16 protein-coding genes and 1 tRNA gene are annotated in these 14,498 nt (G+C 41.0%); 7 read left to right on the top strand and 10 right to left on the bottom strand.

Going from position 1 to position 14,498, the window contains the following annotated elements; genetic code table 11:
* Window positions 1–111 precede the first annotated feature (111 nt).
* From L4F92_RS10745 to L4F92_RS10735, 3 genes are all read right to left on the bottom strand, one after another.
* Window positions 112–573, bottom strand: coding sequence for a DMT family transporter (locus tag L4F92_RS10745; protein ID WP_250363711.1), 462 nt, complete (start codon window positions 571–573; stop codon window positions 112–114).
* A gap of 92 nt (window positions 574–665) precedes the next feature.
* Window positions 666–1,334, bottom strand: coding sequence for an NAD(P)H-dependent oxidoreductase (locus L4F92_RS10740; protein ID WP_250363710.1), 669 nt, complete (start codon window positions 1,332–1,334; stop codon window positions 666–668).
* Between the two features lie 144 nt (window positions 1,335–1,478).
* Complete coding sequence (locus L4F92_RS10735; RefSeq protein WP_250363709.1) at window positions 1,479–2,792, bottom strand: anaerobic C4-dicarboxylate transporter; 1,314 nt, start codon at window positions 2,790–2,792, stop codon at window positions 1,479–1,481.
* A gap of 269 nt (window positions 2,793–3,061) precedes the next feature.
* On the opposite strand from L4F92_RS10735, the gene L4F92_RS10730 reads away from it, so the two are divergent.
* A complete protein-coding gene (locus L4F92_RS10730; RefSeq protein WP_250351437.1) occupies window positions 3,062–3,508 on the top strand; it encodes a rhodanese-like domain-containing protein in 447 nt (148 codons plus the stop codon).
* Between the two features lie 18 nt (window positions 3,509–3,526).
* Window positions 3,527–4,039 carry a protein-export chaperone SecB gene (gene secB, locus L4F92_RS10725; RefSeq protein ID WP_250351438.1) on the top strand — a complete coding sequence of 171 codons (513 nt, stop codon included), beginning with the start codon at window positions 3,527–3,529 and terminating at the stop codon, window positions 4,037–4,039.
* Between the two features lie 42 nt (window positions 4,040–4,081).
* Here the strand turns inward: secB and L4F92_RS10720 are convergent, their stop codons facing one another.
* Together L4F92_RS10720 and L4F92_RS10715 are read right to left on the bottom strand one after the other, a co-directional pair.
* Window positions 4,082–4,384 carry an addiction module antidote protein gene (locus tag L4F92_RS10720; RefSeq protein ID WP_250363708.1) on the bottom strand — a complete coding sequence of 101 codons (303 nt, stop codon included), beginning with the start codon at window positions 4,382–4,384 and terminating at the stop codon, window positions 4,082–4,084.
* 4 nt (window positions 4,385–4,388) lie between these two features.
* Window positions 4,389–4,685: a type II toxin-antitoxin system RelE/ParE family toxin gene (locus L4F92_RS10715; RefSeq protein WP_250363707.1), complete on the bottom strand. Its 297-nt coding sequence runs from the start codon at window positions 4,683–4,685 to the stop codon at window positions 4,389–4,391.
* 191 nt (window positions 4,686–4,876) lie between these two features.
* On the opposite strand from L4F92_RS10715, the gene gpsA reads away from it, so the two are divergent.
* Window positions 4,877–5,890 carry an NAD(P)H-dependent glycerol-3-phosphate dehydrogenase gene (gene gpsA, locus L4F92_RS10710; protein ID WP_250363706.1) on the top strand — a complete coding sequence of 338 codons (1,014 nt, stop codon included), beginning with the start codon at window positions 4,877–4,879 and terminating at the stop codon, window positions 5,888–5,890.
* 1 nt (window position 5,891) lies between these two features.
* Entirely contained in the window at window positions 5,892–6,689 is a 798-nt protein-coding gene (gene cysE / locus L4F92_RS10705; RefSeq protein ID WP_250363705.1) for a serine O-acetyltransferase, read from the top strand.
* Between the two features lie 206 nt (window positions 6,690–6,895).
* Here cysE and selB read toward each other — a convergent pair whose 3' ends face one another.
* Both selB and selA read right to left on the bottom strand, forming a co-directional pair.
* Window positions 6,896–8,755, bottom strand: a complete 1,860-nt coding sequence (selB, locus tag L4F92_RS10700; protein WP_250363704.1) for a selenocysteine-specific translation elongation factor — start codon at window positions 8,753–8,755, stop codon at window positions 6,896–6,898.
* Window positions 8,752–10,137 carry an L-seryl-tRNA(Sec) selenium transferase gene (selA, locus tag L4F92_RS10695; RefSeq protein ID WP_250363703.1) on the bottom strand — a complete coding sequence of 462 codons (1,386 nt, stop codon included), beginning with the start codon at window positions 10,135–10,137 and terminating at the stop codon, window positions 8,752–8,754. Before selA ends, selB begins: the two co-directional genes overlap by 4 nt.
* A gap of 244 nt (window positions 10,138–10,381) precedes the next feature.
* On the opposite strand from selA, the gene L4F92_RS10690 reads away from it, so the two are divergent.
* Window positions 10,382–10,476: transfer RNA gene (locus tag L4F92_RS10690), tRNA-Sec, on the top strand.
* Between the two features lie 17 nt (window positions 10,477–10,493).
* Here L4F92_RS10690 and L4F92_RS10685 read toward each other — a convergent pair.
* Window positions 10,494–11,369 (bottom strand): divergent polysaccharide deacetylase family protein, encoded by an 876-nt coding sequence (locus L4F92_RS10685; protein ID WP_250363702.1) that lies wholly within the window; start codon window positions 11,367–11,369, stop codon window positions 10,494–10,496.
* Window positions 11,369–12,583, bottom strand: coding sequence for a murein hydrolase activator EnvC (gene envC / locus L4F92_RS10680; RefSeq protein ID WP_442778843.1), 1,215 nt, complete (start codon window positions 12,581–12,583; stop codon window positions 11,369–11,371). Before envC ends, L4F92_RS10685 begins: the two co-directional genes overlap by 1 nt.
* 243 nt (window positions 12,584–12,826) lie before the next feature.
* Between envC and L4F92_RS10675 the strand changes: the two genes are divergently transcribed.
* Window positions 12,827–13,510, top strand: a complete 684-nt coding sequence (locus tag L4F92_RS10675) for a 2,3-diphosphoglycerate-dependent phosphoglycerate mutase (RefSeq protein WP_250351463.1) — start codon at window positions 12,827–12,829, stop codon at window positions 13,508–13,510.
* Between the two features lie 61 nt (window positions 13,511–13,571).
* On the opposite strand, the gene tusA is transcribed toward L4F92_RS10675, so the two are convergent.
* The gene (gene tusA / locus L4F92_RS10670; protein WP_250351464.1) at window positions 13,572–13,811 is read right to left on the bottom strand and encodes a sulfurtransferase TusA; all 240 of its coding nucleotides are present in this window, start codon (window positions 13,809–13,811) and stop codon (window positions 13,572–13,574) included.
* Window positions 13,812–13,881: 70 nt separating this feature from the next.
* On the opposite strand from tusA, the gene L4F92_RS10665 reads away from it, so the two are divergent.
* On the top strand, window positions 13,882–14,493 hold the full coding sequence (locus L4F92_RS10665) for a YigZ family protein (protein ID WP_250364602.1): 612 nt from the start codon (window positions 13,882–13,884) through the stop codon (window positions 14,491–14,493).
* Window positions 14,494–14,498: the final 5 nt, after the last annotated feature.

The following is a 14,498-nucleotide window of genomic DNA, read 5'->3' as shown; positions in this document are numbered from 1 at the left end:
ACACCAGCCCGCCATTACGGGAAAATAGGAAGGCAATGAAGAAGTGCGGTAATTTTTTACAGTATTTTTACCTGAGATGAGGATAGCACTTATCGATCGACGCGTTGAAAGCTAGCCAAACAATTTTTTGCCAAAGAAAAATAGCACTAATCCAGCGCCCATAAACACAAAGCCAATTATTTGCCAGATTTGGATTGGACGACTTGTCATACCAATCAAGCCAAAATGATCAATCACTGCTGCGGCAATAAGTTGCCCGATAATGATGAAAAACAGCATATTGGTTACGCCCATTTTAGGGGCGAGAAAAATGGTTGTGAAGACCACTAACGCACCGAGCGGGCCACCAATGAGTTTCCATATTGGTTGTTTTGGCACTTGTTGTAAGGTAGTGAATAAATCAGCTTTCCACCAACAAATAAAAAACAGCAATAGGGTTCCCATCGCAAAAGAAATCAATGCGGCTACCACGGGTTGTCCCATTAATGATCCTGCAAGTTGGCTATTAATCGCCGCTTGCGTGGCAAGGGCAACGCCTGCACAAAGTGCAATCAGAATAAATGAAATGAGCATACCTATTCCAAAGAATGATTAAAAAGAAGAAAATTTGCACCGCACTTTATTTTTATTAATAGGATAAAGTGCGGTAGGATTTCACGGGGTTTTTATTTTACCCATTCGACAATTTCATCAAATGCTTGGCGTGTTTTTTCTCGCGGTGCATTTACGCGATAGCCAAATGCCGCCATCACGCTGAGCTTGTATTCATCTGCACGGTATAACCCCTCTGCGACAAAAAGATCATTCATTTTTTCTAGCGGAAAGCCCTCAATCGGGGTGCTATCAATGCCAATCATTGCCGCGCTAGTGAGCATATTGCCTAAGGCGATATAACTTTGACGGCAAGCCCAATGATAAAATGCAACGGGATTGTCGGTGAGCGCAAAATCGTTTTCTGTAAAGTTGCGATAAAAACCTTGACGCAATTTAAGGGCATCTTCAGGGATATGATGCACATCACGCATAATATGTGGGACATATTTGCCATCTGCTAGGAGAGTTTGGGGTTGGCGAACGAGGATGACGACAAAATGGCTACAATCCATAATTTTATCTTTCGCTCCCCACGCGGTATCGCGGATGAGTTCTTTAATATGCTGATTTTCAATCACTAAAAATTTCCACGGCTCAAATCCAAAGGAACTTGGCGAAAGACGTGCGGTTTCAAGGATAAAGCGAAAATCTTCCTCACTGATTTTCTTTGTGGGATCGTATTGTTTGCATGCGTGGCGAAAATGGTAAGCATCAAGAATTTGTTGTTTGGAAATCGTCATTATTATATTCCTCTTGTTAAAAAAGCTGGCCATATTATGCGAAAGTTTGGCAAGGAATGCCATAGCTAACTTTTTGTATCAGAATGAGGGCATAAAAAAACTGGGAGCAATGCCCCCAGTTGATAGCATAAAGTGCGGTAAAAATTACAGCAAAATATTGGCGAACAACAAGCCAAACGCAAGGCTGAATGCCATACTTAATAGCCCTGGTAGCATAAAGCTATGGTTGAAAATATATTTACCAATACGTGTTGTTCCTGTGGTATCAAAGTCAATTGAGGCAATGATTGGACCGTAATTTGGAATGAAGAAGTAACCATTTACTGCAACAAATACCCCAATTAACACTGGTGCAGGAATGCCCAATGCGATCCCAACTGGGAATAGAGTAGCAACTGTTGCGCCTTGGCTATTTACTAAAACAGAAAGCACAAATAGTGCAATAGCAAAGGTCCAAGGTGCGGTTTCAACCAACACTTTCACACTTTCTTTGACTTCCACCATATGCGCTTGCATCAGGGTATCACCTAACCACGCAATACCAAAAATAGCGATAACAGCACGCATTCCCGCGTGGAACACGGAACCTTGTGTAATGGCGTTGCCATTTGGTTTACAAGTTAAAATGATTAATGCACCCACAGTCAGCATCACGATTTCAATGGCGTGTGCCATTCCCATTGGTTTGCCATCAAAAACTGGACGTAAGCCAGGGAATGCTCCCATTAATACTACTAATAATGCACCAAATAAGAATAAACCGACAGATAATTTCGCCGTTGGTTTTAATTGAATGTTGTCTGGATTAACATCTGTATGGTTTTCTTTTACATACTCAGGATCTTGTAATAAACGTTGATATTCTGGGTCATCTTTTAATTCTTTACCCATTTTATTGACGAAGATACAAGCAAGCGCTAAGCCTAAAATGGTTGAAGGTATGGTTACCATTAACACATCACCTAAGTGAATGCCTTGTGGCTCAAGATAAGCAACCACCGCAACCACCGCAGCAGCAATCGGGCTAGCGACAATGGCAAATTGTGAAGCAATTACCGCCATTGAAAGCGGACGTTCAGGACGCACACCATTGTGGCGACTCACTTCTGCAATCACAGGTAATACAGAATAAGCCACGTGACCTGTTCCTGCTAATACGGTGAATGTCCAAGTTACTGCAGGCGCAATAAAGGTGATGTATTTCGGGTGTTTACGTAAAATATTGGTGGCGATTTTGATCATATAATCTAAACCACCTGCGGCTTGCATTGCCGCTGCGGCAGAAACGACCGCCATAATCATTAGCATTACATTAATCGGTAAACCCGCAGGTGCTAAGCCGAAGCCAAAAGAGAGGATAGCAAGCCCCACACCGCCCATCACTCCCAAGCCGATACCGCCAATGCGCGCACCAATCAAAATGCACACCAATACGATGGCAAATTGGAGAAAAAACATAATCGAACCTCTTTTAATATATGGATTAGATAATTTCTTTGCAAAAAGAACATACAATGATGAAAAGAGAAAAATCTCTTTAAAATCGCGCAATAATATAGCAATAAACGCGGTGAATCGCTATATAAGCTCTAATTATTTTTATTTATTCATTGATTTAGAATAAAACCTACCTTAACAAGTGAGGAATTTCGCAGAGTTTCTTTGAAAGATGAATAAAGTGCGGTTATACTTAAGCCTTTATTTTGAACTAAAACATAGAGAGTAAAATGCAAGAATTTCTACCGATGGCAACCGCCTTTGCAAAAAATCACACATTAATGGTTATTTCTTGGATAGCCGTATTTTTTCTCGTTATTTACACCTATTTCAAGGCGTTCACCACCAAAGTGAAAACCATTGAGAATGCCGAGATCGTTAGCTTAATGAATAATAAAGAGGCGACAGTAATTGATGTGCGTACTCTTGATGAGTTTGAACGTGGGCATATTATTCACAGCATTCATTTATTACCTAGCGAAATTAAAAATCAGAATATTGGTAAAATTGAACAGCATAAAGACAAGCCTGTTGTGGTTGTGTGTGCCACGGGAATGGCTGCAGGCACTTCCGCAGAGCTTTTGGCTAAACAAGGATTTCGCGAAGTGTACGCGTTAAAAGAAGGGATTGCAGGTTGGCGTTCAGCGAATTTGCCATTAGTGAAAAAAGATAAATAACTCATAGAGGAATAGAAAATGACTGAGCAAAATCAAGAAGTTGCAACGGAAGCACAAGAACAACAAACAGAAGCTGTATTACAAATTCAACGTATCTATATTAAAGATGTCTCTTTTGAAGCACCGAATCTTCCCCATATTTTCCAACAAGAATGGAAACCTCAACTTTCTTTTGATTTAAACACAGAAGTGGTTGAATTAGGTGAAGATCTTTATGAGGTCTGTTTAAACATTTCCACCGAAACCACCCTTGAAGAAAGTGGTGATGTGGCGTTTATTTGTGAAGTAAAACAAGCAGGCGTGTTCACAGTAAGTGGGTTGGAAGGCGTTCAACTTGCCCATTGCTTAACTTCACAATGCCCAAATATGCTGTTCCCTTACGCGCGTGAATTAATTGCAAGCCTTGTAAACCGTGGCACTTTCCCGCCATTAAATCTTTCTCCCGTAAACTTTGATGCACTCTTTATGGAATATTTAGAGCGTCAGCAAGCGGAGCAAGCACAAGACGAGAAACCAGAAACGGTTAATTAATCAAAATAAGTGGGTGAAAGACCCACTTTTTTATGGAAAAAATCACCGCCCTTTAATTGTTGGCACGAGTTCCAAATTAAACGCCAAGAGAATTTTTTGTATGGTTTCAAATCTCGGTTTACTGCCTTTGGATAGGGTTTTATACAGACTTTCACGCCCTAAACCTGTTTGTTTAGCTAGCTCTGTCATTCCTCTTGCTCTTGCAACTGTTGAAAGTGCGGTTAAAAATTCTTCTTGCTCTCCACTTTTTAGGGTTTCAGCTAAATAAGCCTGTATATCTTCTTCCGTAGTAAGGTATTTTGCTGCGTCAAAATGACTTGTTTTAATATTTGCTTTTAATTTCATTATGTTAATCCTCGATCATCATTCTTGCTTTGTTAATATCTGCCTGTTGTGTTGATTTATCGTCACCACACAACAAAAAATATAACGTATTGCCATCTTGAATGTAATAAACACGATAACCTGCTCCCGTTGCTATTCGCATTTCATAAAGCCCACCACCTAATGGTTTATGATCACCGAAATTTCCTTGCTCAGCTCGTTCTATGCGCTTGATAATTGCCATTTTTGCTATGCGATTTTTTAAATTCATTAGCCAGTGGTCAAATTCGGCTGTTGTTCTTATTTCATTTATTTTTTCCATACCCATCTCCTTTTATAAATTGTATTAGATAGGATACAATTTGGCAAGGTAATCTATCCACTGCTTTATATAACGCCACACTACTAACTCACTTCTGTAAAAATTCTATTTTCAGTCTAATTCAAGTAGGTTAAACTCAAGGCATTAATAGTGAGTGTGATTCACCTTTATTTTCATTATGGAGATGATTAATGCACAACAATATTTCCAATTCACCCATTACTGTCATTGGCGCAGGATCTTACGGGACGGCATTGGCAATCAGCTTCTCTCGTAACGGCTCACCTACTTATCTTTGGGGACATAATGCCGAACATATGCAAGCGTTGGCGGATGCACGTTGTAATCAGCCTTTTTTACCAGATATTCCGTTTCCTGAAGCATTACAAATTGAAACGAATTTAGCGAGTGCGGTGCAAAAATCACGAGATTTATTGATTGTTGTACCTAGCCACGTTTTTGGCGAAGTTTTAGAAAAAATCCGACCGCACTTACAACCAGAGCATCGAATTGTTTGGGCGACGAAAGGTTTAGAACGAGATACAGGGCGTTTATTGCAACAGGTGGTAGAAGAAAAACTTGGCACGCAATATCCATTAGCTGTTTTATCTGGCCCAACATTTGCCAAAGAGCTTGCACAAGGACTGCCAACGGCAATCACCTTAGCTTCTCACGATCTGGCGTTTGCCCAAGAATTTCAAGCGCGTATTCATTGCAGTAAACATTTTCGTGTTTATCTTAATCAAGATATGATCGGTGTTCAGCTTGGCGGAGCCATTAAAAATGTGATTGCCATTGGGGCTGGAATGTCAGACGGAATGGGATTTGGTGCAAATGCGCGTACTGCCTTGATTACACGGGGGTTAGCGGAGATTAGCCGATTAGGGGAGTCACTCGGGGCGAACCCCAATACATTTATGGGAATGTCAGGCTTAGGTGATTTAGTACTAACTTGTACCGATAACCAATCGCGTAATCGTCGCTTTGGGTTAATGCTTGGTCAGGGGAAAAACACCGAGCAGGCATTAGCTGAAATTGGTCAGGTGGTGGAAGGATTTTATAACACCAAAGAAACCTATTTACTTGCTCAGCGACAAGGTGTAGAAATGCCAATTACCGAACAAATTTACCAAGTCCTATTTTGTGCTAAAAATGCCAAAGATGTTGCATTCACTCTGCTTGGACGAGAACGAAAAGGAGAATAAAATGCCTGTTGAAGTTTGGCGTTTACTTCGTCAAGAAGCAAAAGAATTAGCGGAATGTGAGCCAATGCTCGCGAGTTTTTTTCATTCCACTATTCTAAAACACCAGAATCTTGGTAACGCATTAAGTTATATTTTAGCTAATAAATTAGCAAATCCCATTATGCCCGCGATCACCTTGCGTGAAATTATTGAAGATGCCTACCAAGCAGAACCTGATATCATTGGCAGTGCGGCTTGTGATATTCGTGCGGTGCGTCAACGGGATCCCGCAGTGGAATTATGGACAACGCCGTTATTATATTTAAAAGGTTTTCACGCCTTACAAAGTTACCGTATTACCCATTATTTATGGCAACAAAATCGTAAAGCGTTGGCGATTTATTTACAAAATGAAATTTCTGTTGCGTTTGATGTGGATATTCACCCCGCGGCACAAATAGGCTGTGGCATTATGTTCGATCACGCCACTGGCATTGTGGTAGGCGAAACTTCTGTTATCGAAAATGATGTGTCTATTCTACAAGGCGTTACCCTAGGCGGAACGGGTAAAGAATCTGGTGATCGTCATCCAAAAGTAAGGGAGGGGGTGATGATTGGAGCTGGGGCAAAAATTCTCGGTAATATTGAAATTGGGCGTTATGCCAAAATTGGCGCCAATTCTGTGGTGTTACAACCCGTCCCTGAATATACCACTGTTGCGGGGGTTCCTTCAAAAACCATTGGTAAAGATAAAGCAGCAAAACCGGCATTTGAAATGGATCAATGTTTTATTGATGAGAAAATCAATTTAAATATTTAGTCGCATAGCACAGGCTCAACATAGGTTGCATACTTGATCTGCTTTATCGTTGCTTTAGTTTGAAATAAATGGACGTTGTGAGGAGGCTATCTTATCCCGCTTGCAAAGGGATTGATGAAAAAATAAATGGCAATAAAAATGTGTTTGCATTTAAGAAAAGTGCGGTGATAAATTTCTCCATTTTTCACCGCACTTGTGTTTTATGGTTAGTAATCAAAGAGATCGCCATCTCGTAATAAATGCACATTTCCCTTACGGCGTAAAAAACCACAGCGATCGAAATATTCCATAAGTTGTACCGTCATTTTTCTGCCCCATTGCAATTCATCGCGGAGTTGATTTACTGAAATGTCTCCCTTCTCCAAGATAATGTTTTTTACCCAATGGGCATACGCATACAGGGTTTCTGTAAGCATAAAACGATCTCGTACAATAGGCGTTAAATAGCCTAATTTCCCTGCTTTATAAAGAAAATTACGCATCGTGCTTTCATCTAAATCCAGCAAATTCGCTAAATCTCGCACCCATAATGCTTGTCCGTGCTGTTGTTCAAAATGCGTGAGGACTTGTTGCCATAACTGCTGTTCTTCCGTATTAAAACGAATTTTATGTTCTGGTAAATGCAACCAACCGCGCGTTTGCTGAAGCTTCTCTTGGGCTAATAAGTCAGCAATAAAATAATAAATTAAGGCTTCAGGCTGATGAATAGCCGCAATGCGATATAAACGTGCTTTGCTTAAGCCAAGTTGATCGGGAGATTGCTGGTGGTAATCCGTCAATGTGGCGATTAATTTTTCACTTTGCTGTTGTTGATAACTACGCGTAAATGCCCACCCTTGCCGGGTTTGGATATGACGTTCTGCAAGTAAATCGGGTAAATCCTCTTCTTTACGTTGTGCTAACCACGCTAATTCCGTAAGTGGCATTGGGCGATGTTGTAAATAGCAACTTAAACGTTCAGCTACGTTTTGCGTTGTGAGTAAATGATGTAAAAAATTCAACCGCACTTCAGTACGCTTGTAACGTTTTGGCGAGTGAATTTCAATCACCCTTGCGCCAGCTAACAAGGATTTGGCATCGCCTGTACGTAAAATTAATTTATCGTTATAGGTTAGGTATAATGGATCTTGTAAAGTGAGTTCTGCTAGGGCTTTTTGCTGTGGATAAAGTTGTTTATTTTCGAGCAATGTGAGCTTACCCGTTGTATGCGAGGCGGCGTGATAACTATGCACAGCTTGGCTTTCTTGTATCCACTGTGCCGCTTCGATTTCTACGGTAATGCGATCAGTGGCAACTGTTGGTGGGTGAGAGAAAAGCCAGTCTCCACGCTGAATTTCAGTTCGTTCTACATCGGTTTGAATATTTAAGGCTAAACGTTGCCCGGCCTCTCCAACCATTGATTGTTGATCTTGGCTATGGATATTTTTAATACGCACTTTTTTTCCTGTGGATAAGTACAGTTCTTCATTCGTAGCAATACGCCCACTGAATGCCGTGCCTGTTACCACAGTTCCTGCCCCTTTAATCGTAAAAATGCGATCTATCACATAACGGAAAGGCAGCTGGTTATCAGAAAGAGAAGGCAAATTTGCTAAATGTGCTTGTAATTCGTCAATACCTTGCCCTGTATAAGCGGAAGTAATGAAAAAAGGGCTTTCTTTCAAAAATGGGTATGCTTGTACCAGTTGTTGCTTGGTGTTTGCAATATGTGTTTTGCTGACTTTATCCGCTTTTGTGATCACAACAATAATTTGCTTAAAATGCAATAGGCGTAAAATGGCGAGATGTTCTGCGGTTTGTGGCTGAATACCTTCATCTGCGGCAACGATAAGCATTGCATAATCTACTCCGCCTAGCCCGGCAAGCATATTTGAGAGAAATTTTTCGTGTCCCGGCACATCAATAAAACCCAGCGTTTTCTGTGGTAAAGGTAAATAGGCATAACCTAAATCAATCGTCATTCCACGTTTCTTTTCTTCTGGCAAGCGATCCGCATCAGTACCCGTTAAAGCGCGTAACAAAGCGGTTTTGCCGTGATCGACGTGGCCTGAGGTAACAATAATCATAGTTGCTCCACGGTATTTAATAAACGTTCAAAATTGGCAAGGCTACGTAGATCGAGCCATAATTTATTTTGTTCAATTCGCCCAATGATAGGGTGGGGGAGTTGTTTGAAGCGTTCAATAAGTGCGGTCAATTTTTGCGATGTTTTTTCTTCTATGGTTACCGCAATGGAAGGGAGCGTGGCGAGGGGTTGGGCGCCACTGCCAATTTGTGCTTGGCTTTGTTCCACACGGACGGTATAGGCAAAATCTAACTGATTTTCCAACCGCACTTTCAGTATTTCTGCCTGTTGGCGTAATACGGAGACAGGCTGCGTGAGTAAGTGCAAACTCGTCAGTTTCTCTGTCAATTTTTCAGGTTGAAGATATAAACGCAACGTTGCTTCTAACCCCGCTAAAATGACTTTATCACAGCGTAACGCGCGCTTGAGCGGATGCGCTTGTAGTTGATCGATAAATTCTTTTTTTCCAACAATAATGCCTGTCTGTGGGCCACCTAGCAATTTATCCCCAGAAAATGAGATTAAATCCACACCTTGCTGCCATTTTTCTTGTACGGTAGGTTCATTCGGCAAGCCATATTGTGAAAGATCCACCAATGCTCCACTGCCTAAATCGGTTACCACAGGCACATTCATTTCCTGACCAAGTTGTGCTAATTCGGCTTCGCTGACAGAATGCGTAAAGCCACAAATTTGGTAATTACTACTATGAACTTTCATTAAAAAGGCGGTATTTTCGTTGATCGCACGGCGATAATCAGTTAAATGGGTGCGATTTGTTGTACCAACTTCAATTAGCTTACAGCCTGCTTGTTGCATAATATCAGGGATACGGAACGAACCGCCAATTTCAATTAGCTCACCACGAGAAATAACCACTTCTTTACCCGCTGCAAAGGTAGCTAACATTAGTAACACGGCTGCTGCATTGTTGTTCACCACGCAAGCGGCTTCTGCTCCGGTAAGCTTACATAATAGCTCACTAATATACTTATCGCGGTGGCTACGTTCTCCGGCGAGCAAGTCATATTCTAATGCGACATTTTCTTGCATCGTTAATAATGCGGCTTGCTGTGCAGCCTCAGCCCACAAAGCCCGACCTAAATTCGTATGTAAAACAGTTCCCGTTAAATTATGCACAGGTTGAATTTTTACTTGTTGTTGTATGGTGAGGGTTCGCTGAATTTCGGTAAGCAAGTTTTCCTGATTAAGAAAAATATCGGGAAGTGTTTGTGTTTTTTTTATCTGAGAACGGGCATCTTCAAGGAGTTTTCTGCATACATTAACCACCGCACGATGACCGAACATTGTAATCAGTGGGGCAATTTCACGCTGTTTTAACAATTTATCTATTGAAGGAAGTTGTTGAAAAAGGCTGCTCATTTTATCGTCCTAGTAAACTTTTACTTGTAATCATACTGTTTTTTAATCAAAAATTCAGCTTTTAACTGGAAGTCTTGCCGAGAGATGTTGAAAGGATATGGCATTGGTGTGTTTTTCGGTAGCACTTTACTAAAATGATCTTATGTTATTGCACATTAAAATAACAATAAAATGTGGACCGATAATTTTACTTTCACATAGGCTTGAATAATCAACAAATTTCCTTTAAAGTGAGCAAACTGTTGGAAGATAGGCGTTTCCGGTGAAACGGCAGGACTTCAAATCCTGTTAAGGTTGCCAGCAATCTTGGGTGGGTTCGACTCCCATTATCTTCCGCCACTTCTTTTTGATCTCTTCTATTTTGGTATCCCTCTTAGTAATGGTATTTCGCGAAAAGGGGCGACGGATGTCGGGGCGGGTGTTGCATTAAAGAGCATAATGAATGGTTTTTGTGGGACGATTTTTTCACCACGCCATAGACTGCCTATATTCACTAATTGAATATCTTGAGGTAAATGACGTAAACCATTTTGTAGCACAGCAATCGTATTTTTTCTAGGGTGTCCAATAACGATAGCGATACCTTGCTTACGGGCATAATTAATGGCTTGTTGAAATTGGCGTTGAACGTCGTTAAATTCATCGCTATCATCAAGGAAAATATGGCGATCTAGTGCTTTTATGCCGTATTGTTTTGCAGTTTTACTTGCGACAGAATGCCCAATAGTGCGGCTATCAAGAAAAAAGAGGTGCTGTTCTTTTAATACCGTCATTAATTTATTCATTAAATCACTATCAGCAGTAGCTGCACTCCCCATATGATTATTCAATCCAATTGCTGAAGAAATAACTTGTTTCGCATTTTGTACTCTTTCTCGAACTGCCTGCTGTGTCATTCCAAGTGTCAAACCACCAGATTCAATCTTATGATTCCCCATAGGTTGCATAGGCAAATGAATAAGCACATCTCGCCCTTGTTGCATTGCTTGTTGATTGCGTTGTTTGGCATAGGGGGCGGAAGGAATGATTGCTACCGAAATTTCTTTTGGCATCGCATAAACTGCGGCATCTTCTTTAGGACGATAGCCCACATCATCAATAACAATGGCAAGGCGAGATTGGCTGATCGAAATTGTGGGGAAGAGGCTCAAGCAAAGTGCGGTAGAAAAAATCAGTAAATTTTTAACCGCACTTTGTTTTTTGGTGATTTGTTTTTGGTAAGTTCTCTTCATTATCGCAACCAACCTGTCGGATTTACCGCAATACCTTTACGGCGAATTTCAAAATAAAGCCCTGATCTTGATTGTCCCCCAGAACTTCCCACTTCAGCAATTTTTTGCCCTGCTTTCACCAGTTGCCCTTCTTTGACTGAAACGGCGCGGTTGTAGCCGTATAAGCTTAGATCGTTTTCACCGTGTTTAATGATCACCATTAAGCCATAACCTTGTAACCAACTAGCTAAAATAACTCGTCCATCAGCAATAGCTCGAACTGAACTACCTGCATTTGCCCCGATCACAATCCCTTTCCATTTCAATTCCCCCATTTGGGTTGAACCAAAACGGTTGAGAATTTTGCCTGATACGGGATATTGATATTGCCTTTGTGGTTTACCCAATCCTGAATTGCTTGCCATAAGCTGTTTTTCTTGGGCGGTTGGCGTGTAAGGTTTTTGGTTTTTTTGTTCTTCTTGGCGTTTTTTCTGCGCTAACGCTTCACGTTCTTGTTTTTCTTGTTCTCGTGCTTGTTGTTCTGCGCGTTGGATTTGTTGGCGTAAGGCATTTTCGTTTTCTTTTAAGCTATCTAATTTATTTTGATCTTTGGCTAAACGCTTATTCAGCTGATTGAGCGTAGATTGGCGTTCGCGCTGCACTTTTTGCAAACTCTGTTGTTGTTTTTTCTGCGCATTCAGCTGATTTTGTTGTTCTTGCTGTTGAGTTTGAATATTGGCTTTTTCTTTCTTGAGCTGTTCTTGCGTTTGTTTGAGATCTTCAATGTAGGCAAGACGAGCTTGGTTCATATGCTCATAATAGGCTTTCATTCGCTCTGCTTTTTGAGCATCTTCTGAAAAGAGTTTCTCTAGCACCGAAGGGTTAATGCCTGAGCGGTACATTGCATCGATCTGCTTAGCCAGTTTTTCTTTTTGGCTTTTTTCTTGTTTTTCTAAGTGTTTGATTTGTTTATCGGTATCCGCGATCATTTGGCGAATGGCTTTTAGATCTGATTCCGTTTGGCGAAGTTGTCCAACCACGCCATTAATTTGCAATTCCTGATTTTTAAGGGTGGATTGCAATTTGTCTTGTTCACGTTTTTGTTCAGCAATTTTCTGTTCTTGCTGTTTGATCTGTTTTTGAATCGCAGACAGATCCGCGCCCTGCACAGCGAAAGGTAGGGTGCAGGCAAAAAAGAAAAGTGCGGTGCGTTTTTTCAACGTTTTTTCTCTCATTAATAAAATTGGTGTATCGCCCTAATGGCTAAAAATGTGCATAACTATACCATTATTTGAGCAAGGCGCTAAATGTTCGCGGGGAAAAATTTTGAGTAAATCAGAAAATCGCGGTTTGGAGAAAAATCAGAATGCGGTAAATCCTTGCGAAAGATCAGGAAAGTAATGCTTTTTCCTTTTAAAAAGCTGAAATTTTTGCTATAAAGTGGCGCAGTATTTTTCATTAACATTAGGAGATTTTCTATGGAATTAGTGTTTATCCGTCACGGTTTTAGTGAATGGAATGCGAAAAATTTATTCACTGGCTGGCGTGATGTTAATTTAACGGAACGTGGTGTAGAAGAAGCGAAAGCGGCAGGGAAAAAATTATTAGATGCAGGCTATGAGTTTGACATCGCGTTTACCTCTGTACTTACTCGTGCAATTAAAACCTGTAATATTGTGTTGGAAGAGTCTCACCAGCTTTGGATCCCGCAAGTGAAAAGTTGGCGTTTAAATGAGCGTCATTATGGCGAATTACAAGGCTTAGACAAAAAAGCAACGGCAGAAAAATATGGTGATGAGCAGGTGCATATTTGGCGTCGTTCTTACGATACATTACCACCATTACTAGATCCAAATGATCCAAATTCAGCCCATAATGATCGCCGTTATGCAAATTTACCGCCTGATGTGATCCCTGATGGCGAAAACTTAAAAGTAACCTTAGAGCGCGTTTTACCGTTCTGGGAAGATCAAATTGCCCCAGCGTTATTATCAGGAAAACGTGTATTAGTCACTGCTCACGGTAACTCATTGCGCGCCTTAGCCAAACACATTATCGGCATTTCTGATGAAGATATTATGGATTTTGAAATCCCAACAGGTCAGCCATTAGTGCTAAAACTTGACGATAAATTAAATTTTGTAGATAAATTCTATCTATAATCCCGTTAAAAAAGAAAGGTGCGAATGTCCGCACCTTTTTATTTTGTTCTGATTTTCTTCGTTATTGCCCTTTCTGCACCCAATATCTAAATGGGGGGCTTTCTGTTTCGCTTTTGAGTAAACGATGATCCATAAATTGACAGAAACTGGGAATATCCCTTGTGGTAGCAGGATCATCAGCCAGAATGAGTAGCACTTCCCCCGCTTGCATATGGCGAATTTGCTTGCGTACTAGCATTACTGGTTCAGGACAGCGTAGCCCTTGGGTATCTAACTGTTGATGAATATTAATTTCGTTCATTGTTTATTTAGTTGAAGTGATTTTGTGCGTATAATACCGCTCAATTAAATATTGGTCAAAATTAGTCTGGATTATGGAATATTTAATTCCGCAAAGTGCGGTGGTTTTTGAAGAAGAAATTAAGAAAAGCCGTTTTATCACGTATCTCAAACATACAGAAGGTTTAGCACAAGCGAAAGCGTTTTGGCAGGAAATTCGTACTCAGCACCCAAATGCTCGCCATCATTGTTGGGCGGCGGTCGCGGGTAAACCGTCAGATACTCAAAGTTTAGGCTTTTCCGATGATGGCGAACCTGCAGGCACAGCAGGCAAGCCAATGTTAAATGCGTTGCTGGGTAGCCAAATTGGTGAAGTCAGTGCCGTTGTGGTGCGCTATTATGGTGGGATTTTGCTGGGGACAGGAGGCTTGGTGCGTGCTTATGGCAACGGCGTGCAACAAGCCTTGCAATTGCTTGAAACCACAATGAAAGTGGAGCGAGAACATTTTCGTTTGACCTGTGAGTATGACCAAATCAACTGGCTACAACACTTGTGTGTGCAGCAAGAGGTGTTGATTGAATCGCAAGATTTCCAAGAAAAAGTCCATTTTGTATTGGCAATCCGTCCTGATAAACAGGCTGAGTTTGAACGAGAATTAACGGAACGTTCTGCCGGTCAGCTAACAATCCTCGCAATAAAATAAGAGAG

The sequence above is a fragment of the Avibacterium sp. 21-595 genome, from assembly GCF_023611905.1.
GTDB lineage: Bacteria > Pseudomonadota > Gammaproteobacteria > Enterobacterales > Pasteurellaceae > Avibacterium.
This window is presented reverse-complemented; position numbering and strand designations above follow the sequence as displayed.